The organism is Acinetobacter sp. CAU_H_S170_2, from assembly GCF_058890445.1.
On the sequence record NZ_JBZYAE010000001.1, the window covers coordinates 1,258,125 to 1,279,257 of the forward strand.

Annotated in this window: 22 protein-coding genes; 11 read left to right on the plus strand and 11 right to left on the minus strand. The window is 41.7% G+C overall.

Translation table 11 applies throughout. The features are described 5' to 3' along the window. The first annotated feature begins 7 nt into the window (after positions 1-7). Positions 8-622 carry a MarC family protein gene (locus tag AC5EUN_RS06150; RefSeq protein WP_130235101.1) on the plus strand — a complete coding sequence of 205 codons (615 nt, stop codon included), beginning with the start codon at positions 8-10 and terminating at the stop codon, positions 620-622. 54 nt (positions 623-676) lie between these two features. On the opposite strand, the gene AC5EUN_RS06155 is transcribed toward AC5EUN_RS06150, so the two are convergent. From AC5EUN_RS06155 to AC5EUN_RS06190, 8 genes are all read right to left on the minus strand, one after another. Then, complete coding sequence (locus tag AC5EUN_RS06155; protein WP_004696655.1) at positions 677-979, minus strand: cyd operon YbgE family protein; 303 nt, start codon at positions 977-979, stop codon at positions 677-679. A gap of 3 nt (positions 980-982) precedes the next feature. Further along, complete coding sequence (cydX, locus tag AC5EUN_RS06160; protein ID WP_002120988.1) at positions 983-1,084, minus strand: cytochrome bd-I oxidase subunit CydX; 102 nt, start codon at positions 1,082-1,084, stop codon at positions 983-985. 24 nt (positions 1,085-1,108) lie between these two features. Next, entirely contained in the window at positions 1,109-2,254 is a 1,146-nt protein-coding gene (gene cydB / locus AC5EUN_RS06165; protein ID WP_004981849.1) for a cytochrome d ubiquinol oxidase subunit II, read from the minus strand. Beyond that, entirely contained in the window at positions 2,251-3,831 is a 1,581-nt protein-coding gene (locus AC5EUN_RS06170; RefSeq protein WP_004696658.1) for a cytochrome ubiquinol oxidase subunit I, read from the minus strand. Before AC5EUN_RS06170 ends, cydB begins: the two co-directional genes overlap by 4 nt. Then, positions 3,831-4,022, minus strand: a complete 192-nt coding sequence (gene cydP / locus AC5EUN_RS06175; RefSeq protein ID WP_004696660.1) for a cytochrome oxidase putative small subunit CydP — start codon at positions 4,020-4,022, stop codon at positions 3,831-3,833. The genes AC5EUN_RS06170 and cydP overlap by 1 nt, the downstream gene beginning before the upstream one ends. A 703-nt stretch (positions 4,023-4,725) precedes the next feature. Then, a complete protein-coding gene (locus tag AC5EUN_RS06180) occupies positions 4,726-5,343 on the minus strand; it encodes an OB-fold-containig protein (RefSeq protein WP_058951796.1) in 618 nt (205 codons plus the stop codon). A gap of 18 nt (positions 5,344-5,361) precedes the next feature. Further along, positions 5,362-5,673: a Rieske (2Fe-2S) protein gene (locus AC5EUN_RS06185; protein WP_493352489.1), complete on the minus strand. Its 312-nt coding sequence runs from the start codon at positions 5,671-5,673 to the stop codon at positions 5,362-5,364. Positions 5,674-5,687: 14 nt separating this feature from the next. After that, positions 5,688-6,692 (minus strand): adenosine kinase, encoded by a 1,005-nt coding sequence (locus AC5EUN_RS06190; protein WP_130235102.1) that lies wholly within the window; start codon positions 6,690-6,692, stop codon positions 5,688-5,690. Between the two features lie 139 nt (positions 6,693-6,831). Here AC5EUN_RS06190 and AC5EUN_RS06195 point away from each other — a divergent pair, with 139 nt between their 5' ends. From AC5EUN_RS06195 to AC5EUN_RS06205, 3 genes are all read left to right on the plus strand, one after another. Further along, a complete protein-coding gene (locus AC5EUN_RS06195) occupies positions 6,832-7,281 on the plus strand; it encodes a GNAT family N-acetyltransferase (protein WP_062033171.1) in 450 nt (149 codons plus the stop codon). Between the two features lie 159 nt (positions 7,282-7,440). Beyond that, positions 7,441-10,380, plus strand: coding sequence for an insulinase family protein (locus tag AC5EUN_RS06200; protein WP_130235100.1), 2,940 nt, complete (start codon positions 7,441-7,443; stop codon positions 10,378-10,380). 17 nt (positions 10,381-10,397) lie between these two features. After that, a complete protein-coding gene (locus AC5EUN_RS06205; protein WP_130235099.1) occupies positions 10,398-11,537 on the plus strand; it encodes a phospholipase A in 1,140 nt (379 codons plus the stop codon). 61 nt (positions 11,538-11,598) lie between these two features. On the opposite strand, the gene AC5EUN_RS06210 is transcribed toward AC5EUN_RS06205, so the two are convergent. Both AC5EUN_RS06210 and AC5EUN_RS06215 read right to left on the minus strand, forming a co-directional pair. Continuing rightward, positions 11,599-12,948 carry a TrkH family potassium uptake protein gene (locus tag AC5EUN_RS06210; RefSeq protein ID WP_130235098.1) on the minus strand — a complete coding sequence of 450 codons (1,350 nt, stop codon included), beginning with the start codon at positions 12,946-12,948 and terminating at the stop codon, positions 11,599-11,601. Continuing rightward, positions 12,945-13,598, minus strand: coding sequence for a potassium channel family protein (locus AC5EUN_RS06215; protein WP_058951801.1), 654 nt, complete (start codon positions 13,596-13,598; stop codon positions 12,945-12,947). The genes AC5EUN_RS06210 and AC5EUN_RS06215 overlap by 4 nt, the downstream gene beginning before the upstream one ends. A 150-nt stretch (positions 13,599-13,748) precedes the next feature. Here AC5EUN_RS06215 and AC5EUN_RS06220 point away from each other — a divergent pair, with 150 nt between their 5' ends. Then, the gene (locus AC5EUN_RS06220; protein WP_058951802.1) at positions 13,749-14,243 is read left to right on the plus strand and encodes a hypothetical protein; all 495 of its coding nucleotides are present in this window, start codon (positions 13,749-13,751) and stop codon (positions 14,241-14,243) included. A 40-nt stretch (positions 14,244-14,283) separates the two neighbouring features. Here the strand turns inward: AC5EUN_RS06220 and ilvA are convergent, their stop codons facing one another. Next, on the minus strand, positions 14,284-15,822 hold the full coding sequence (ilvA, locus tag AC5EUN_RS06225) for a threonine ammonia-lyase, biosynthetic (RefSeq protein ID WP_004696682.1): 1,539 nt from the start codon (positions 15,820-15,822) through the stop codon (positions 14,284-14,286). A gap of 107 nt (positions 15,823-15,929) precedes the next feature. On the opposite strand from ilvA, the gene rpiA reads away from it, so the two are divergent. The 6 genes from rpiA (at position 15,930) to clpS (ending at position 21,130) form a co-directional block, all read left to right on the plus strand. After that, positions 15,930-16,601, plus strand: coding sequence for a ribose-5-phosphate isomerase RpiA (gene rpiA, locus AC5EUN_RS06230; protein WP_004696685.1), 672 nt, complete (start codon positions 15,930-15,932; stop codon positions 16,599-16,601). Positions 16,602-16,729: 128 nt separating this feature from the next. Then, positions 16,730-17,413, plus strand: a complete 684-nt coding sequence (locus tag AC5EUN_RS06235) for a YgjP family zinc-dependent metalloprotease (RefSeq protein WP_130235097.1) — start codon at positions 16,730-16,732, stop codon at positions 17,411-17,413. Between the two features lie 259 nt (positions 17,414-17,672). Beyond that, positions 17,673-18,707: a GGDEF domain-containing protein gene (locus AC5EUN_RS06240; protein ID WP_130235096.1), complete on the plus strand. Its 1,035-nt coding sequence runs from the start codon at positions 17,673-17,675 to the stop codon at positions 18,705-18,707. Between the two features lie 107 nt (positions 18,708-18,814). Beyond that, positions 18,815-19,870, plus strand: a complete 1,056-nt coding sequence (argC, locus tag AC5EUN_RS06245) for an N-acetyl-gamma-glutamyl-phosphate reductase (protein WP_171457915.1) — start codon at positions 18,815-18,817, stop codon at positions 19,868-19,870. A gap of 79 nt (positions 19,871-19,949) precedes the next feature. Continuing rightward, on the plus strand, positions 19,950-20,696 hold the full coding sequence (locus AC5EUN_RS06250; RefSeq protein WP_130235094.1) for a DUF6776 family protein: 747 nt from the start codon (positions 19,950-19,952) through the stop codon (positions 20,694-20,696). Positions 20,697-20,713: 17 nt separating this feature from the next. Continuing rightward, a complete protein-coding gene (clpS, locus tag AC5EUN_RS06255; protein WP_004981811.1) occupies positions 20,714-21,130 on the plus strand; it encodes an ATP-dependent Clp protease adapter ClpS in 417 nt (138 codons plus the stop codon). Positions 21,131-21,133: the final 3 nt, after the last annotated feature.

Below are 21,133 nucleotides of genomic sequence, written 5' to 3' on the forward strand. Positions count from 1 at the left end.
AGGAACCATGTTGACCTCATATTTACATGCTTTTGCTTTGTTTTTCTCATTGCTGAATCCATTTTTAATGAGTATTTATATGATTGGCATGATTCGGAACTCCGAAGCTAAAGTATTTAATAAGGCCTTGGTTCAGGGCTGTCTTATTGCTTTTATAGTATTTATGCTCTTCGCATGGGGCGGAGAAGCGATTTTTAGTAAATATTTAAATGTACGCTTTGAAGCCTTTCAAATATTTGGTGGTCTGATCTTCTTGGTGATTGGTTATCGTTACGTGTTTCAGGGGGCAGATACCATTGGTGAAATGCGTGGTGCGCCTGAGCATTTGGCAGGAACCATCGCCATGCCTTTTATGATTGGTCCAGGAACCATTAGTGCTGCTGTGGTGACAGGTATGGCATTGCCAATCAGCGGCGCAGCGATGATTATTTTCCTGACTTTGGCGTTGACCTGTGGCTTGATGATTTTAATGAAATTCGCGCATGACCATTTGCGTTATAAGCATGCCAAATATATTGACCGCTATGTTGATATTGTCGGGCGACTGTCGGCTTTACTGATTGGAACTATTGCGGTAGATATGATTATTAATGGCATTATTGGTGTCATGGCTGAAATGTAGAATCCACGAATAGCGGACCATAAAAAAGCCCTCAGTCAATGAGGGCTTTTTTATTTAACTGAAGAACCAAGTGTAATAACCCCAGATCATCAGTGGCCACGATAGAAACGGGCTAAATAGCCATTTCCAAATCCAGTGGCGTGGTACAAACCCGACGCCGTGGATAAAGCCACCTGAGATACCAATCATGATATACATCAGTGCACTATGGCTATAGTGACCATTGTCATCCAACATAGCAGCAGGATGCACTAACAACACCGCTGCAAGTGGAAAGGCCAATAGGCAGGAAATTAGCATCGCAAATTTGTTCGGCTTTTTATCTACAGTTTGGTTTTCCATAGCAACGTCTGTCATGGTTTATTCCTCATCAAGGTCTTGATGATGTTCGATATACAGAGCACTGAGTACACCTGCAAAGCAAGCCATCAAAATGCCGAGAATCCATGCAAAATACCACATAATTTGATCTCCTTAGACACAGCCTTAGTAAAGGCTGTGTGAATTCTCTTTAATGTGTGTGTTGGTAATAACACCCCACATTTTGTAGTAACACCAAGTGGTATAGCACAAAATAAGTGGGACAAAGATACATGCCGCAACTGTCATTACAGTTAACGTCGTTTTACTTGAAACTGCATCCCACATGGTCAAGCTTGCAACAGGTTGAATGCTTGATGGCATTAAGAATGGGAACAGCGCAAAACCAGCAGTTAAAATTGCACCCACGACCGCTAAACTCGAACCTAAGAAGCTAAAGCCCGCTTTGTTTTTGCCTGCTGCAAGCACCACAATTAAACCACCTAAGATACCAGCGATAGGCGCAATCATGGTAATTGGGTAAGTCGAGTAGTTGTTCATCCAGCCATGGTTGGCATTGGTCAACACTTCTTTTGCCAATGGGTTAGCAACACCGTTGGTGTCAAATGGAGTGACTAAGGTATAACCTTCGATTCCACCAAAGTACAACCAAGCACCAGCACCTAAGAAACAGATGAGGTAAACAATGCCCATAAGTTTCGTTGCTTGAGCTGAGCGTCTGCGTAAGTCACCATCGGTACGAAGCATGAGCCATGCACCGCCGTGTGCACATAGCATTGATAAGCTAACGAGACCGCAGACTAAAGCAAATGGGTTGAGTAGGGCAAAGAAGCTCCCTGTATAAGTTGAACGGACGGTATCATCTAAGCTAAATGGCACGCCTAAGAACATGTTCCCAAACGCCACACCGAAGACCAGTGCAGGCACAGCACCACCCACGGCTAAACCCCAGTCCCATGACGTACGCCATTTGGTATTTTGTAGTTTAGAGCGGTAGTCAAAACCTACAGGTCTTAAGAATAGAGCAAACAGTACCAACAGTAGCGCCCAATACATGCCTGAGAATGCTGTTGCATAAACCATTGGCCATGCGGCAAACAATGCACCGCCAGCAGTAATGAACCAAACTTGGTTACCGTCCCAGTGCGGAGCAATGGTATTGATGGCTGCACGGCGTTCTTCATCTGTTTTGCCCACAAATGGCATGATCGCCATAGAGCCCATATCGAAGCCATCGGTGAGGGCAAAGCCAATCAGCAAGACGCCGACTAAAACCCACCAAATGATTTTGAGTAATTCATATTCGATCATGCTTGAGTCTCCTCATTACGAGCTGCTTCAAGTTTTTCAAAATGGTATTTACCAGTGTGAAGCGAACTTGGACCAAGACGTGAGAATTTGATCATTAAATACATTTCAATAATCAAAAGAACGGTATAGAACGCAGCTAAGGCAGCGATAGAACCCCATACATCACCTGTGCTTAAGCTTGATGCTGACAAGTGTGTAGGTAGAACTTCACCAATCGTCCACGGCTGACGCCCTACTTCTGCAACATACCAACCTGTTTGTGCAGCAATCCATGGCAGAGGCAAAGCGAAAAGCGCGAACTTCAGTAACCATGGTTTGTTTTCTGCATTGCGTTTTGCCACAGCAAAGGTTGCTAGAGCAAATAACAACAGCATAAGGAAACCAGATACAACCATGGCACGGAATGCCCAGAATAAGCTTGGCACGTGAGGAATCGTGTCTTTTGCAGCAGATTTGATTTGATCTTCAGATGCATCAACTACATTTGGTGTGTATTTCTTCAGCAGTAAGCCATAACCCAAGTCTTTTTGAGTTTCAGCAAAGGCAGCTTTTAGCTCTGGAGAAGTATCACCTGCGCGTAGTTTTTCCAGTTGTGAGTAAGCCACCATACCGTTACGAATACGATCTTCGTGTTGTACGATCAAATCTTTAATACCAGTCACTTCTTTGTCTAAAGAACGTGTTGCAATAAGACCCATCACATATGGAATTTTCACTGCATAATCTGTAGTCATGGTTTCTTTATTTGGAATACCAAACAAAGTAAAGGGTGCAGGTGCAGGGTGAGTATCCCATTCTGCTTCAATGGCCGCGAGTTTAGTTTTTTGAACATCACCCAGTTCATAACCTGACTCATCGCCCAGTAAAATCACTGAAAGTGTTGAAGCTAAACCAAAAATTGCGGCAATGGCAAATGAACGACGTGCAAACGGAATATCGCGTTTTTTCAGTAAGTAGTAGCTTGAAATAGCAAGGACGAAAATAGCGCCTGTCACATAACCCGCAGACACGGTATGTACAAATTTTACCTGCGCAACTGGGTTAAAAATGAGAGCACCAAAATCTACCAGTTCCATGCGCATGGTTTCATAGTTAAATACAGAACCGACAGGGTTTTGCATCCAACCATTTGCAACCAAAATCCATAAGGCAGACATATTAGAACCGAGTGCAACCAGCCATGTCACACATAAGTGCTGTACTTTGGATAAGCGATCCCATCCAAAGAAGAACAGACCGATGAATGTCGATTCTAAGAAGAATGCCATTAATCCTTCAATGGCTAATGGAGCACCGAAAATATCCCCCACATAGTGTGAATAATATGCCCAGTTAGTCCCGAACTGGAACTCCATGGTTAAGCCAGTAGTGACCCCTAAAGCGAAGTTAATACCGAAGAGTTTCCCCCAAAACTTGGTCATGTCTTTATAAATTTCTTTACCTGAAATCACATAGGTGGTTTCCATAATGGCAAGAATAAAGGCAAGCCCCAGTGTAAGTGGAACAAAAATAAAGTGATACATCGCGGTCATAGCGAACTGGAACCGCGAAAGATCGACCACGCTTTCAGATATCATCAACGTGTCTCCTTGATTGGGGATGGATTGCCTGCAATACGCTCAGCAACTTGATTGTCAAAATTTTTAGGAATAGTCGGGGCGTCAAACCAGATGTTCTTAATGACCATTAAAATAATCACCTTAATGATTAAAATGGCCACAATCTCTCTGGTGACTTTTTGATTGAGATTTTTGGGGACTAAGCTCATTTCACAAAGCCTATTTTTTAACTTGCTTTATATTATTAAACAAAAACATACAAAAGATAAATAGTCTTTAAACTTAAATAAAAAATATATTATTAAGTTGTTTAAATACATATACTTAAAATAATGATGTGATGAAAAATAAACTAATATTTTTGTATTTTAAAGTTGACTAAATTACTTGTGTTTATATTTAAATACCTGACTAAAATACTTGTATATATTTATTTTAAATCCGACTAAAATGCTTATATTTAACGTTCATCGTTATTTTATTGATAATTCGTCTTAAGATAATAAAAGTGATAGGGCTTTTAAATGATGGATTTTAACGGATATGAATCATGGATGATTTGATCTGTCGCATACATCACAAGGAAATTAGGCATTGAAAATCGAATTAATATTTAAAAAGTCTTTTATTGTGTCATATGAGCTTGAAGGCAGAGGCGGAGAGTAAAATTCTCATCCTGATCTTATGTTGCGCAAATATTTTTAAATTGTAGAAAGCTGGATTGTGAATGAAAGATTACTTTAAAAAGATTGAGCAAGAAGATGAGGCAAGGGTTCGATTTAAACAGCGCGTTGTAAGGCGTTTGTTGAAGGCTGACGCTATCAATATCTTGGTAGGGTATAGGCCATGGCAAAGGATAAACATGCTTATATAGACGTACAGCGTTGAAACGAGGTCAGATTGAGTGCTTGTTTAGCGCGTATTTTCACCACTAAAAAGTTGATTGGATTTTGAAATTTTCTTTGCTATGTAATGCGACTTTTTTAGACGAATGAGAATAATTTGTGACTGAAATTCAAGTTCACCAAACTCAGGTTCAACTTGCACATAGTGTAGCTGACCATATTCATCGCGAACGCGAGCTTGAGCCGAAAAACCAGGACGTGCATTCCCGCTAGAGATTGTCGCCAGACGCCCCAGTAAGTTGGTTTGCTTTTTATCTGGTCTTGGTTTAATAACTTGATCCAAACAGTGGATCATAAAAACGGTAAAGAAAATTGCAATAATCAGCGCGGGCAATATTAGATAGTAAGCCGAAGTAAACGTTTGTTCTTTGGCATAGATGCAGAACTGAAGGAAATAACCTGCAACACTAAAATTAAGTAAGAGAAAAACCACAATCAGCACTTTAGAAAACTTAACGTCTAGCAGTGGAGATTCAGTCAGTTTTTGCGGGGAGAGCCTTTTGAGGAAATGACTTGGGCGTGATTTAAAAAAGTAGCCTAAGGTTTCCACCATGCTGAGTATGACTAAAGTCAATAAGCTGAAATGAAAGAGCATCAAATCAGGGTGATGTAGCAACTCATACATGGTGAACGTCCAATTTCATTATTCTTCTGTGAGATAAATCCCGCCGTCAGAATGCACGGTAATCGCTACTTTTTCAAGTGCTTCACCTTGGCATGGGCCAGAAATGCATTCACCTGTTTCCACCATAAACAGCGCACCATGGGTCGAACACTCAATAAATTCTTGGTCGCGGTCTAAAAATTGGTTTTCCAAAAATTCAAGTTCAACTTTCAAATGCGGGCAAATGTTTTGGTAAGCAAAGAAGGCACCGTCACGTTGGGTGATAAAAATCGTATCCCCTTTAGGTGTTTCAAAAGAACGCGCTTCGCGTTCTGGGATGTCTTCTGTCATGCAAATTTTTTGCATCATGCACATTCCTTTTGCAGTTGTTGGAGCAATTCGGCGTAATCTGCCACAGCTAAACGAGGGCCAAACTGAGACACCACTTCACTTGAAATCAAAATTGCAAGTTGCGCAGCTGTATGTAAGCCTAAGCCTGCATTCACAGCATAGAGGAAGGCACCAGCAAAGGCATCGCCTGCGCCATTGGCATCGATAGCGTGTACTTTACGACCTTCAACACTAAATGTTTCCTGTGCATTTGAAATAAGTGCACCTTCCGCCGAAAGTGTAATCACCACATGCTGGCTCAGTGTTTTAAGTTTTGCTAAAGCCGCCTCAACTGTTTCAGTTTCAGTGTACATCATGGCTTCTTGTTGGTTACAGAACAATAAGTCCACACCATCTGCAATCATTTCATCTAGACCATAACGCGCATATTGCACCATCGCAGGGTCAGACAGGGTTAATGCAATTTTAACACCATGAGCTTTGGCAATTTCACGGGCCTGCTTAACAGCCAAACGTGCGCTATCGCTGGTTGAAAGATAACCTTCGATATAGAGCCATTTCGCGGTTTTTAAGGGTTCAAAGTCAATCTGTTGTTCAGTTAACTCGGCCGTGATCCCCAAATAGGTATGCATAGTGCGTTCAGAGTCTTCACTGACTAAAACCATACACGTGCCTGTTACGCCTTCACTGATTGATTTTTCAGTGTTTTTAATGCCTGCTTCGTGCAAACCGTTAAGGTAAGTTTGTCCTAGCTCATCATTACCCACGCGGCATGCATAAAATGCTGAACCACCCAAGGCACTAAAGGCAACGGTGGTGTTGGCTGCTGAACCACCTGAAGCTTGACCTTTATAGCTTTGTGTTTCTTTTAATTTTTTGTAAAGATCTGCTTGTGTTTCACCATCAGTTAACTGCATAGTGCCTTTTTGCAAATGTTGTTGAATAAGGAAGTCGTCAGAGACTTTAAATTCCTGGTCGATTAGTGCATTACCAATTGCAAAAAGATCAACAGTTGCCATGTCTTTTTTCGTCACGTATTGAAAATAAAGCGACATTTTACACCAATGCTCAAGATTGCTGTAGTTTGTTGAGGAAAATTCATTTTATTTACGTGGCAAATGTAGTGAAATGGCTTTGCTCATATTCAAGGAAGTTTAGATGGAAATTTTAATTCAAGCGGCAAAACAATTACCTCCTCAAATACAAGCTTTGGCACAACTCGCAGCAAAAGAAGGATATGAACCGTTGACCCGCTTGATCGAAGAATATCAAAGTGGAAAAAATCGTTTTGATCAAAAGGGTGAAGTATTGCTATTGGCTTATGATCAAGACCAATTGATTGCCTGTGGCGGTTTAAATCAGCAATGGGGTGAAAATGAAATCGAAGCGCGAATTGGTCGCGTACGTCGTTTTTATGTACATCCTAAATACCGTAAGAGCGGTGTGGGTCGTCAGTTGTTGGCGCATCTAGAAAAATGTGCGCGTCCAAACTTTTCTGCACTGTGTTTAAATACCGCAGACTTATCCGCAGCCAGTTTTTATCAAAAGCAAAACTATGTTTTTGTGGAAAATCACCCGAACTATAATTATTTTAAATATCTCATCTAGTTTTACTTTCTGAGAACACCTCCCTCAAAAAGACTGAAATTTGGAAAGCAGCGAGATGCTTTTCAAATTTCCAGCAAATTACTCGGGTTTTCAGCGTGAAATCTTTTGACAACTAAAGCTATAATGCAGGCAGTGTATTAATTATTGTTAGGAGATCACATGACTGTAGATGTCACTGAAACCATTTCTCAAACTGTACATCCTGCGTTTCAGTTGGTACGTCAACACCATGTTGAAGCTTTAGACATTTTAGTGTCTGAATATAAACATAAAGTCACTGGGGCAGTGCATTATCACTTGGCCACCAATCATGATGAAAATGTATTCTTGGTTGCATTTCGCACCCAACCTATGGATTCAAAAGGCGAAGCGCATATTTTAGAGCACACAGCACTGTGCGGTTCGGAAAAATTCCCTGTTCGTGATCCGTTTTTTTTAATGATTCGACGTTCATTGAATACTTTTATGAACGCCTTTACTGCGGCGGACTGGACAGCGTATCCATTTGCGACTCAGAATAAAAAAGATTTCCAAAACTTACTTGAAGTATATTTAGATGCGGCTTTTGCAGCCAATTTGAATCCGTTGGATTTTGCCCAAGAAGGGATCCGCATTGAGCTTGAAAACGGAGAGCCTGTTTATAAAGGTGTGGTTTTCAATGAAATGAAAGGGGCAATGAGTTCGCCTTCAGACCAGTTGTATCATCAGTTAGCGCATCACTTATTTCCTGAAACCACTTATCACTACAACTCAGGTGGCGACCCTAAAGATATTCCAGACTTGACTTACCCTGAGTTGGTGGACTTCTACAAGTCACATTATCACCCAAGTAACGCAGTTTTCATGACCTTTGGTAATGAACCTGCTTACAATCTACAAGAGCAGTTTGAAACTTTAGCCTTGGCCAAGTTTTCAAAAGGTGAAACGCTATTCTCTAAAGAAGAGCACCGTTTGACTGCACCGCTAGAAGTGACTGAAACCTATGCGGTAGATGCAGAAGATTTAAAAGACAAAACTTATCACATCATTTCGTGGTTATTGCCTAAAGCCAGCGAGATCAAACTACGCTTAGGTATGCGCCTTGTAGAAGGTGTACTGTTAGAAGACTCGGCTTCTCCATTACGTCATTATTTAGAAACGTGTGGTTATGCACAGTCTACTGGCCCGATTATGGGGGTAGATGATTCAAACTACGAAATGACCTTCTACTGTGGCGTACAAGGTTCTAATCCAGAACATACAGCTGAGTTTAAAGCAGGTGTGTTTAAGGTTTTAGAAGACGTCGCTTCAAAACCTGTCGATCAAAACATGGTGGATGCAATTTTACATCAAATTGAATTACATCAACGCGAAATCAATGGTGATGGCATGCCTTACGGTCTAAGCCTGATTTTAAATGGTTTGGGCAGTGCGATTCACCACAGCGACCCAGTCACTGTATGGGATGTGGACTCAGCCATTGCTGCGGTAAAAGAAGAACTGAAAGATCCAATGTGGTTGTCAAACTTAATCAAAACCTATTTGATTGATAACCCGCACCGTGTACAAATGACTTTGGTGCCTGATGCCAATAAATCTGCAGTGGAAGCGGCGGCAGAAAAAGCACGTTTAGCCGAAATTGGTGCGCAGCTAACAGACGCTGAAAAAGCAGAAATTGAAGCACAAACTGAAGCACTTAAAGTCCGTCAAGATACCCCAGATGACCTTAATCTTTTGCCAAAAGTGGGCTTGGAAGATGTGCCTGCTGAACTGCAAATTGTACAAGGGCAGTTGCGCGAGATTATCTCAAATCGTATCGATTATCCGTTGAATCTTTATCATGCGGGTACGAATGGTATTTACTACAACCAAGTGCTGATCCAGATTCCGCAAGATGTAGTGCAATCGCCATACTTTAACTTGCTGTCCATTTTGATGGGTGAAGTTGGTGCAGGTCAATATGACTATCTAGAACTACAACAACTACAAACTGCGGTGAGTGGTGGTTTAGGTATGGGCGCCTCTTTACGATCTCAAGTAAATGATAAAAATCAAATCAGTGCATGGTTAACGCTGACCACAAAATCGTTGGTGAGTAATTTTGACAGTATTGCATTGTTGAAACTGGCTTTTGAACAACTGCGTTTTGACGAAAAAGATCGCATTGTTGAGTTATTGCAACAACGTAAAACACGTTGGGCATCCCGTCTTTCAGGTTCAGGCCACAGTTATGCCATGCAAATTGCAGGACGTAACCACAGTGCTTTGGCAAAACGTGATTATCACAACACGGGCTTGGGTGCATTAAACTGGTTAGGCGATCTAGTCAGCCGTATTGAAAAAGATGCAGCAGCTTATGATGATTTGATCAATGAATTAAAAGCGATTCACTTAAAACTTTTACAAGCACCAAAACAGTTCTTACTGGTGTGTGAAGAACATCAGTCAGACCGTTTGGTTGAAGAAGTTCAAAACGTGTGGGACAAGTTAGCTATTCCTGAGCAAACTGTGACTTTAAAAGCTACTGAGCAGGTTGATACCGATGCAGATGAGGCATGGTTAATTCAAGCCAATGTTCAATTCTGTTCATCGGCTTATCAAGCCGTTGAGGTGTCACATCCAGATGCTGCCCCGCTGATGGTGCTGGCAGCGTACTTGCGTAATGGTTTCTTACACAGTGCAATTCGTGAAAAAGGTGGGGCTTATGGTGGTGGCGCAAGCTATGACGGCAATGCATGTTCATTCCGTTTCTATAGCTACCGTGACCCGCGTTTGGCTGAAACCTTCAATGACTTTGAAGCCTGTGTGCAATGGTTGCTCAATACTGAGCAAAAGCCACATCAGCTTGAAGAAGCAATTTTAGGTTTGATTGCTGGTATGGACAAACCAGGTTCACCAGCGGGTGAAGCGATTACGGCATGTTATGCACTTTTGCATGCACGTACACCAGCCTTCCGTAAGCAGTTACGTAGCCGTCTTTTGGCTGTGAGTTTAGAGGACTTGCAACGTGTGGCGGTACAATACTTGCTTGAACAAAAACCAACGAAAGCCGTGGTTGCACCTATGGCGAAGCGTGATACTTTAATTGAGTTAGGTTTTAGTATTCAACAAGTTCAGTAAAACAATAAGAGGGTCGTATGGCGTTCAAATCATTTGAGCGTTCAACTTTAGTACTGAGCATGACTGTGCTCAGTACTTTGGGTGTCGCTAAAACACATGCACAAATTTCCGAAGTACCTGCAGCTCCTGCAACAGCCGAGGCATGTGTTGCATTGGCATCGAATGCAGACCGTTTGGCTTGTTATGATGCATTATTTAAAATTCCTGAAGCAGTAAAGCCGCGCATTGTTTCTGAGCAACGTGCAGCTATGGAAATTGCGCCAGAACCCGAAAATATCACGGGGAAGATTACACAAAGTGTGAGCTCTGTTTTCGCTTCTGAAGGTCCTAAAATATCGCCAAATTTATCTTTAATGGATAGTCGTTGGGAGCTTTCACCCGAAAGTAAACTGGGGACTTGGAATATTCGTGCCTACCAACCTGTGTACTTAATGCCTGGTTTTTGGACAACGGATAAAAATGAATATCCACAAAGTCCAAATCCGACCAATACGGTGGATGAAGATCAGAACCTAAAGTCAATGGAAGCGAAATTCCAACTGTCTTTAAAAACCAAAGCTGTTGAAAACCTATTTGGGGACAATGGTGATGTTTGGTTGGGTTATACCCAGTCTTCTCGTTGGCAGCTTTATAATAGTGATGAATCACGTCCGTTCCGTGAAACGAACTATGAGCCTGAAGCCAGTTTGGTTTTCCGCACCAATTATGAATTGTTGGGTTTAAATGGTCGCTTACTGGGATTAACTTTCAACCATCAGTCTAATGGTCGTTCCGATCCGCTATCACGTAGTTGGAACCGTGTCATGTTGAATGTGGGTTTTGAAAGAGACAACTTTGCGCTCATGCTGCGCCCTTGGTACCGTCTAGACGAAGATGCAGGTGATGATAATAACCCTGATATTAAGGATTATGTCGGACGGGGTGACTTAACAGCATTCTACCGTTGGAATGAACATGATTTTTCACTCATGCTTCGCCATAGTTTAAAAGGTGGCGATGATTCACGTGGTGCTGCACAGTTTGACTGGGCTTTCCCTATTTCAGGGAAGTTGCGTGGCCATTTGCAGTTATTTGATGGTTATGGCGAAAGCTTAATTGATTATAACCACCGAGCGACCTACGTAGGCTTGGGCGTGTCCTTAATGAATTGGTACTAATTTAGAGACATAAAAAAACCACGTTTGATACGTGGTTTTTTTATGTCTAAGTTTTAGTGTTTTAACCAATTTGAATATCGGCAGTTGGGTGCTTTAGACGGCTCTTTTTCGGCGTCGCTATCAGGTAGGCCAGCGTTAAAGGGCCTAAACGACCTGCAAACATCAAGAGCATCAGGATAAATAAACTTGCAGGTTGAAGTTCACCGGTGATGCCACGTGACAAACCGACAGTACAAGCAGCGGAAATGGCTTCAAATAACAAATCCATAAACTGATGATTAGGTTCGATTAAAGATAAACTAAAGATGCCTAAGAAAATAAGTGCCGCGGTAATAGAGACAACAGCCATCGCCTTAAAAGAGGTTTTTTGAGAAACGGAGTGATTGAACACGCGAATTTCATCTTCACGTCTAAGGAAGCTAATCACGCTGAGTAAAACAATAATAAATGTACCTACTTTAATCCCGCCTGCGGTACTCATCGAGCCCCCACCAATGAACATCAGTAACATGGTCACGAGGGTCGAGGCATCTTTCATTTGTGCCAAATCGAGGCTGTTAAAACCCGATGAACGAGGCACGGTGGCATGGAACCATGCATTTAAAGCTTGGTCACCTAAGCTCATTGGCGCTAAAGTGAGGGGATTGTTCGATTCAATCGCCCATAAAAGAACAAAAGCAATCAGGTTCAAACCGGCAATGGTGGATAAAATCAGTTTGCTATTGGTACTTAAGCCTTTCCAACGTTTGCTGCGTTTAATGTCCATTAACACCACAAAACCTGTCCCACCAATGATGTATAGCATACTGATGGTAAAGGTAATGAGATACTGACCCGAGAAGCTCATTAGACTGTTGGGAAACAGTGAAAAGCCGCCATTGTTAAATGCGGATACACTATAAAAAGCCGCATAGAACAAAGCTTGATTGAAGTTGTAATCCTCTAACCATGCAATGGTCAAAATAACCGTGCCGATCGCTTCAAAAAATAAGGAATACAGCAGTACCCCTTTAATGGTGAAGGATACTTTGGATAAGCTGGTTTGACCAATGGTCTCTTGCGCCATGATTTGTTGCTTTAAACCCAGTTTAGTTGACAGACTCAGTGCGGCTAAAATTGCAAAAGTCATAAAGCCTAAGCCACCAATTTGAATCAGCAGCATAATGATGACTTTACCAGTTACGGTAAAAGTTTCACCGACATTCACCACAGACAGTCCAGTAATGGTGACTGCTGAGCTGGCGGTGAACAAAGAGTTAATCCAACTCAGTTCACCGTGGTGCGAAATGGGTAACTTTAATAATAGAGTCCCAATAATAATAAAGCTCAAAAAACCCAAAGCCAGCAGGCTGGGCGGGCTTAAATTAATGGTGCTGTTTTTTGGGGTTTGCCATTCTTTGACTTTTTTCATGATTTGAACCGTGCTGAAAGACGACGTAATGTTTCAACTAAACCTTCAACAACTAGAATATCACCCACTTGTAAAATTAAATTGGGATCAATGCTGTACAAAACGTCTTTGCCACGTTTATGGAGTAATGTTTTCACATCAGGTGCTTGATCCATCAATTGGTGGAAGCGAGTCCCTTGTAGTTTTTCATCAATTTCAATTTTGACAATATAGTGATTATCTTCAAGCGCCATATAGCGACTGACCATGGGGTAGCATAAAGACTGCGCAATCCGCACGCCCATGTCTTCTTCAGGGTGAATAATTTTACTAATCCCTAAATGGCTTAAAATCATATGGTGCGACTTTGATTTGGCTTTGACCCAAATTTTTTCAACCCCAATATTTTTGAGGTGCAGTACACACAAAATACTGGCTTCAATATTTTCACCAATTGCGACCACCACGGCATCGCAGTTTTTAATATTTAATTCATCGAGGACATGTTCATCTGTTGCGTCGGCGATGACAGCATGGGTCACCTGCTCAGAAATATTTTCAACATATTTTTTTTCACTATCGATACCAATGACATCATGTCCCAGTTCAATGAGTTGAGTTGCAACTGTGGCTCCAAAGCTTCCTAAACCAATCACTGCAAATTGTGCCATGTCATCTTTCCTTTAAATTTTTTTATACGTCGATTGTTAACGAATGTTGTGCCAAATTTCACAAGATGTCATCTTTATACAGACACGCTATTTTCGATCAACCGCGCTTTGCCTTATACCAATATATCACTCATCCAAAGGAGTATATAAATGCGGAAGACACTGTATGAATCCCTGAGGGTCGCGTTTCCAGAATTGAATGATACCGCAATTCCAGAAGAACAAGATGAGTTCGAGCACTTTGTACGTTGGTTGAATACCTATTATTCAAACATTCAAAAAATAGAACTCGATGATTTTAGACAAAATGGTATTGATGAATGCCATCGCCTCCAACAGCTAGGTATTGACTTAGACGAGCTGAAAAACCAAATCAATGATGACATGGCGTCTTTTTATCAAATGTATGACAGTGAGGCAGAAGAAACCTCAGACATGCATGGTTATGATTTTGAATTTAGTTTTGATGTTATTTTTAATCACATTAAAATTTTTATTGAGCCTTATGAACTCAGTTTACTGGTTATCGAGCGGGAAAACCCTTATTGGCTATTGGTACCGCATAATGATGAACTGATCGACAGGATTATTGTCACGTATAACCACACGTTTGGTGATGAAGAGCCGATGCAGCTCATAGAATAAAACCGCCTCGAAGGGCGGTTTTATGTATGTATTAAATCTTTTATTTTAAGAAACGTTGATAACCTAGGTTATTGGTAATTTCTTCATATGGATACGAAATACTTTCTAAAGTTTCAATCAAACCATCTGGGTTTTGTTTCGCATCACTTGCTTCTAAACCAACAAGGACACGACCTTCCGCCGCACCGTGGTTACGGTAGTGGAATAGGGTAATGTTATGCGTAGGGCCAAGGCGTTCGAGGAACATTAACAGTGCACCTGGGCGTTCAGGGAACTCAACACGGAACAAACGCTCATTTTCAAGGTCTGCATGACCACCAATTAGGTAGCGAATATGCAGTTTTGCTACTTCATCATCAGACAAGTCATCGACATCGAACTGAGTTTTCAGCGCTTCAAAAATATCGTGACGCTCTTTTTCACCGCCTTTTAAGCTAATCCCGACAAAGACTTGCGCTGCACTGGCATCACTCGCACGGTAGTTAAACTCGGTGATATTACGACCTTGTAGTGCTCGGCAGAAATTCAGGAATGAACCTTTTTTCTCTGGAATGGTCACAGCAAAAATAGCTTCTTTGCGTTCACCCAATTCGGTACGTTCTGCAATATAACGTAAACGGTCAAAGTTCATGTTTGCACCACATACAATTGAGACGATGTTTTGCCCAATTAGCTCGTGTGTTTCAACATACTTTTTAATCCCTGCCAAGGCCATCGCACCCGATGGTTCAACGATGCTACGACATTCATCATAGGTGTCTTTAATTGCGGCACAAATTTCATCGGTATTGACTAAAACTACTTCACGCTCAACGAGCGGGCCTGAGTTATCCGACTTTTGTAGTTGAATCACTTCAAATGGTTTTTCACCAATCTGTGCCACAGCCGTACCGTCGGCAAATAAGCCGACTTGAGGCAGTACTACACGTTCACCAGCTTCAAATGCGGCTTTTAAACAAGCAGATTCGTCATATTCAACAGGAATAACTTTGACATGTGGTGCAACATCGCCTAAGTAAGCTGCTACACCAGCAATTAAACCGCCTCCACCAACAGCAACGAAGACATAGTCGACATCGCGCCATTGACGCAAAATTTCATTGCCAATCGTGCCTTGACCTGCCATGACCAGTTCATCGTCATAGGGTGGAATAAAACTCATACCGTCTTCTGCAGCACGTTGAATTGCATATTTGTTGGCAACATCAAAAGAGTCGCCATGGAGAACTACTTCACCGCCTAAGCGTTTGACTGCCTGAACTTTAATATCTGGGGTGGTTTTCGGCATCACAATAATGGCACGAATCCCGAGTTTTTTACCTGACAGTGCTACGCCTTGGGCATGGTTGCCAGCAGATGCAGTAATCACGCCACGTTCAAGTTGAGCTCTAGGGAGTTGGCTAATGCGGTTATAGGCACCGCGCAGCTTAAATGAAAAGACTGGTTGTAAGTCTTCGCGCTTAAAACGAATGTTGTTATTGAGTTTCTCACTAATTCGAGGTGCCGCTTCGAGTGGAGTTTCGATTGCAACATCGTAGACTGTTGCTTGTAATATTTGTCGAACCAAACGAGACAGCATGTTAATTTCCCATTTAACAGTTTAAAATAGAGGATCATTGTAACAAACCCCTGTACATTTGGGCTGTAAAATCAGCAACAAATGTCAAAAAATAGTTGAGCCAAATTATGAGTCTGTATGCTACCCAAGACGAAAAAAAGCAAGCTGCTGCAAAAGCTGCCTTAAAGCACTTACCTAAAGGTGGCATTTTAGGGGTGGGTACAGGCAGCACCGTGAATTTCTTAATTGAGCTTTTGCCCGAGCTTCAGCTTGAGGCGGCTGTGGCAAGTTCAGAAGCAACGGCTGAGCGCTTAAAGAAATTAGGCATTGAAGTGGTTGATATGAACTCTGTCGGCGGTTTAGATGCCTATGTAGATGGTGCAGACGAAATTGACCGTCATATGCATATGATTAAAGGTGGTGGGGCTGCACTGACTCGCGAGAAAATTGTAGCTTCAATTGCGAGAAAATTTGTTTGTATCGTTGATGACTCTAAGTGGGTTGATCAATTGGGGCGTGACTTTCCACTTCCGATTGAAGTGATTCCAATGGCTCGTTCAGCTGTGGCACGTAAAATTGTAGCGCTCGGTGGTGATCCTGCTTACCGTGAAGGCGTGGTGACGGATAACGGTAACGTGATTTTAGACGTCTATAACCTGAACATCTTAAATGCGCTTGAGCTTGAAAAAACCATTAACGACATTCCAGGTGTGGTGTGTAATGGTATTTTTGCAATCAATAAAGCAGATGTGGCAGTTGTTGCAACAGACAGCGGTATTGAAGAACGTACCGCTGTCTAATTTTAAATCTCCTCAAACCTCTCTTTGAAAATAAGAGGCTAAAAGCAAAAGCATTTTTATCTTATGTTTTTCTCCCTCCTTTCAAAAAGGAGGGCTGGGGAGGATGATTCAATAAAAGAATAATATTAATGACCTTAGCAGACCTACCTGAAATTCAAATCACCCATCATGCACGTGCGACCCGCTTACGACTTCGTGTTGAACCGACTCAAATTCGTTTAACCGTGCCTAAATTTTGTAGCAAACGGCAAATTCAGGATTTTTTAAATCAATCTGAACAGTGGATGGTTGAAACTTGGCAGAAGCAGCAAGCCAGTCTGGTACAGATAGATCAAACCCTTCCCACAGAGTTATGGTTATTTAATCGCCAAAATGCTTTAACGGTGAGCTATAAAACACAAAAAAATGCATATATTTTGGATGAGGATAATCACCAGCTTTGGATCAGTGACCGTCAGCCCGAAAGTTATTTAAAATCTTTTGTAATTGCATATGCCAAACAGCACTTGCCTATTTATTTGCAACAGATTAGTCATGAAACTGGTTTAAAATTTGCACAATGTTCAATTCGACAGCCCAAGACCCGCTGGGGGAGTTGTAGTGCCAAACATGACATCATGCTTAACAGTGCTTTAGTGTTGTTTCCTGAAGCCATTACCCGTTATGTCTGTGTGCATGAACTCGCACATACGCAACATTTTGATCATAGCGCACGTTTTTGGGCGGAAGTTGCTAAATATGATGCCGCTTTTCAACAGCATCGAAAAACCTTAAAAACAACCGCATTGCCGTATTGGTGGGCAAGCGTTTAAAGTTAATTTTACGTGCAAAATTTAAAAATAATTTCTTCTGACCGATTGAGCGTTAGTCAAAAAATGCTCTAAACTTCATGATCTAAGGTAAACATTCCTCAATTTCAGTTCAAAGACCTCAAATGTGAATTTTACAGATATCCACTATTTTATATTAATCGTTCCAGCTTGCCTGATTTTAATGGGAAGCTTACTTTTAATATGTCATTTTGCTTTTAGAGCTCCCTCATATTTATTATGGCTCGGGCTTGGATATATTGTGCCTTCGTTTTCTGTGGCGGCACAAAGTTTTATGTCGAATAAGCAGTTGGCTTTGTCGGCACCCATTTTAGGCAGTATGTATTTGTTTGGTGCATGGGCCAGCGCTTATGCCATGGGCTTAAGAAAGAATGCCAATGCACGTCCATATTGGTGTCTTGCCTTGGCCGTGATGGCTTTACTTTCACTCAGTTATTATTCCTACGTAGATGATCAACTGTGGATCAGAATGCTGATTCTGAACATTTCAATTGCATTAGTTGAGTCTTTGGTTTTGTTTTCAATGTTTAAACATTATCAAGGGATTGATTTGCTCAATAAAATAGTCGACTTTTCCTACTTGTTTATTGTGCTGTATACCTTTGTTCGCGGAATCATTATTTTTCTCTTTTTAAGAAATATTGAAGCAGACATGCTGGCAAATTCAGTTTGGTGGCTGATGATGCTTGCTGCGAGCATTATCTTAAGTATGTGGTTTGCAATAGTGCTGCTCGGAACCTTGGTACGCGATATTATCCATCAACTCAATGATGAGCGGCTAAGAGATCCGCTAACACATTTATTCAATCGACGTGGCTTTAACGAAGCCGCTAAACGAAAGTTGCATCAGCTCTCTAAACAGTCTTATTTCTTGCTCATGTGTGATATTGACCATTTTAAGAAAATTAATGACACCTATGGGCATTTGGTGGGTGATCAAATTTTACAACAAGTCGGTGAAATTATTGGGCAAAACGTCCGTGCCCATGACTTGGTAGGGCGTTTTGGCGGAGAGGAGTTCATTGTCTTATTGCAAATTGATGACCCAGCGCTGGCTTATAATATTGCCAATCGTATTCGTTTAGGTATTGCCGATGCACGATTATCCTCAAAAAAAATTGCCGTGACAGCAAGTTTTGGACTGGCTGCAGTACATCATTCCAACTTAAAATATGCCATACAAGCTGCCGATCAATTGTTATATCAGGCGAAACATTCGGGACGAAATCAGATTGGTTTTGAGCCTGCACAGAGTATATTGGATGTGTCTCATTAGGTGTCGATAGCACTAAAAACGCATAAATTCCAAGTAAAACAGTTTAGAAAGCAGAAACTTCCTGTCATACTAGGCAGTTACGAAATGGACAGTTTAAGTTTGAGGTAATACACGTGATTTCAGTTGGTATTGTCGGCGGTACAGGTTATACAGGCGTTGAATTGTTGCGTCTTTTACTACGACACCCAAATGTGCAAGTAAGCGTATTAACATCGCGTACAGAAGACGGTCGCCGTGTAGATGATATGTTCCCAAGCCTACGTGGACATACCGAACTTAAATATTCAGATTTGAATATCGATGAACTGAAAAAATGTGATGTGGTGTTCTTTGCGACACCGCATGGCGTTGCCATGAAACATGCCGAAGAATTGGTGGCTGCCAATACCAAAGTGATTGACCTTGCCGCAGACTTCCGTTTACAAGACTTAGAGCAGTTTGAAAAATGGTATGGCATGCAACATGCGTGTCCTGAACTGTTGAAAGACTCAGTTTATGGTTTGTCAGAATTAAACCGTGAGCAGATTAAACAAGCCAATGTCATTGGTAACCCTGGTTGTTATCCAACAACAGTACAACTGGGTTTAGCGCCATTATTTAAGCAAAACGACACATTAGTTAAACCTGAGAGTATTATTATTGATGCAAAATCGGGTGTGTCTGGTGCAGGCCGTAAAGCCAGCCTTGGGATGATCTATTCTGAAAATGCAGATAATTTCAAAGCTTATGGCGTTGCAGGTCACCGTCATCATCCTGAAATTGTGGAAGCGTTGGAAAATATTTCAGGCTTAAAAGAGGTGTTTAACTACATTTTATTTGTCCCACATTTGGTACCAATGATTCGTGGCATGCTTAGCACGATTTATGTGGACTTAACCGATGCGGGTGAAGCTGCTGATGTGCAAAGTTTATATGAACAGTTTTATGCCAATGAAGCTTTTGTCGATGTGATGCCTGCGGGAAGCTCACCAGAGACACGTTCTGTGCGGGGTGCAAATCAACTACGTATTGCGCTGTATAAACCGCAACCGAAAAAGTTGGTGGTCATTTCTGTACAAGACAATTTGGTTAAAGGAGCAGCAGGTCAGGCCGTTCAAAACATGAACTTAATGTTTGGATTTGCTGAAACTGCGGGCCTAGATGGAATTGGTTTATTACCATAAAAAACGTTTTAAAACTTCACACACATTTAGATTTCGATTTAAATGTGTGTTTTGAATTGAATCAAAATAAGAGATGACGATGCCGAACACTGACACAAATATGACGTCACAACAGCCTGAACCTGCAAAGCCGTTTTTACAGACCAATAAGCCCTTGGCAATTGGTGCTGCAATATTGATGGTTGCAAGTGGGGTATTGGGCTATACCGTCGGACATCGTCAGGGTTTAACGGTGGTAGGTTTTGATGCAGATGCTGAGCAACTGGTCGAAGTGGTACAAAAGCAAAAGACCAGTCTGGATGCTTTAAATAAAAACTACAATGCTGCTGTTCAAGAGCGTGATGTTGCTGTGACCAATTCAAATGAGCTGTATTTGTCATTGCAAAAAGCTTTGGATCAACAAGCGCAATCTGAAAACACAGCTGTGATTTACCGTGAGGTTTTGCGTCAACGCGGTGGTATTCCACTGGCTGTGCAGCATATTGCGATTAAACCTTTGCCTGAGAATGCATTTGAATATCAACTCGACTTGGTTCAAGTTAGTCCATCTAAACGTGCAGCTTCAGGTACCGTTGAACTCCGACTCATTCGTGGTACAGAGGTTTTAGTTGTGCCTCTTGAAGACAAAAACTTTAACTTTGAAAACTATGAGCGTTTAACAGGGCGTTGGACGATGCCTAAAGGCTTTACGCCACAGTTTATCGAAGTCCGTTTAACAGGTAGCACACCAGTGACACGACGCTTTAGTTGGTCACGTGGTGAAGCCGTAGAAAGTCAATCTGCATTTGTCTCTGAAATCCCTCAGGCTGAGGCAAATGCACAATAATTGTGAATTGTAAGTTTATGGGTATCTCTAAGCGTTCAACGTGTTTAAATGAAATCAAGCAGTCTTTTCATGAATCTGGCTATGTCGACTGGCATATCAGCCCGCGCTTGAGCAATGATGAACCGCATGAAGAAGAAAATGGGGATGTCGCTGTCCAAACCGCGCCACCAGAACTTAAGCGTCCTCCACTCTATGCTGTCGTTTTAATGAACGATGACTACACCCCAATGGACTTTGTTATTGAAATTTTACAACAATACTTTGCTTTGAATCTTGACCAAGCCACTCAAGTAATGCTAACTGTACATTATGAAGGAAAAGGTGTTGCAGGCGTTTACCCGAGAGACATCGCGGAAACAAAAGCAAACCAAGTCAATAATTACGCTCGGTCTCAAGGTCATCCTTTACTTTGTCAGATTGAGCCGAAAGATTAAGGG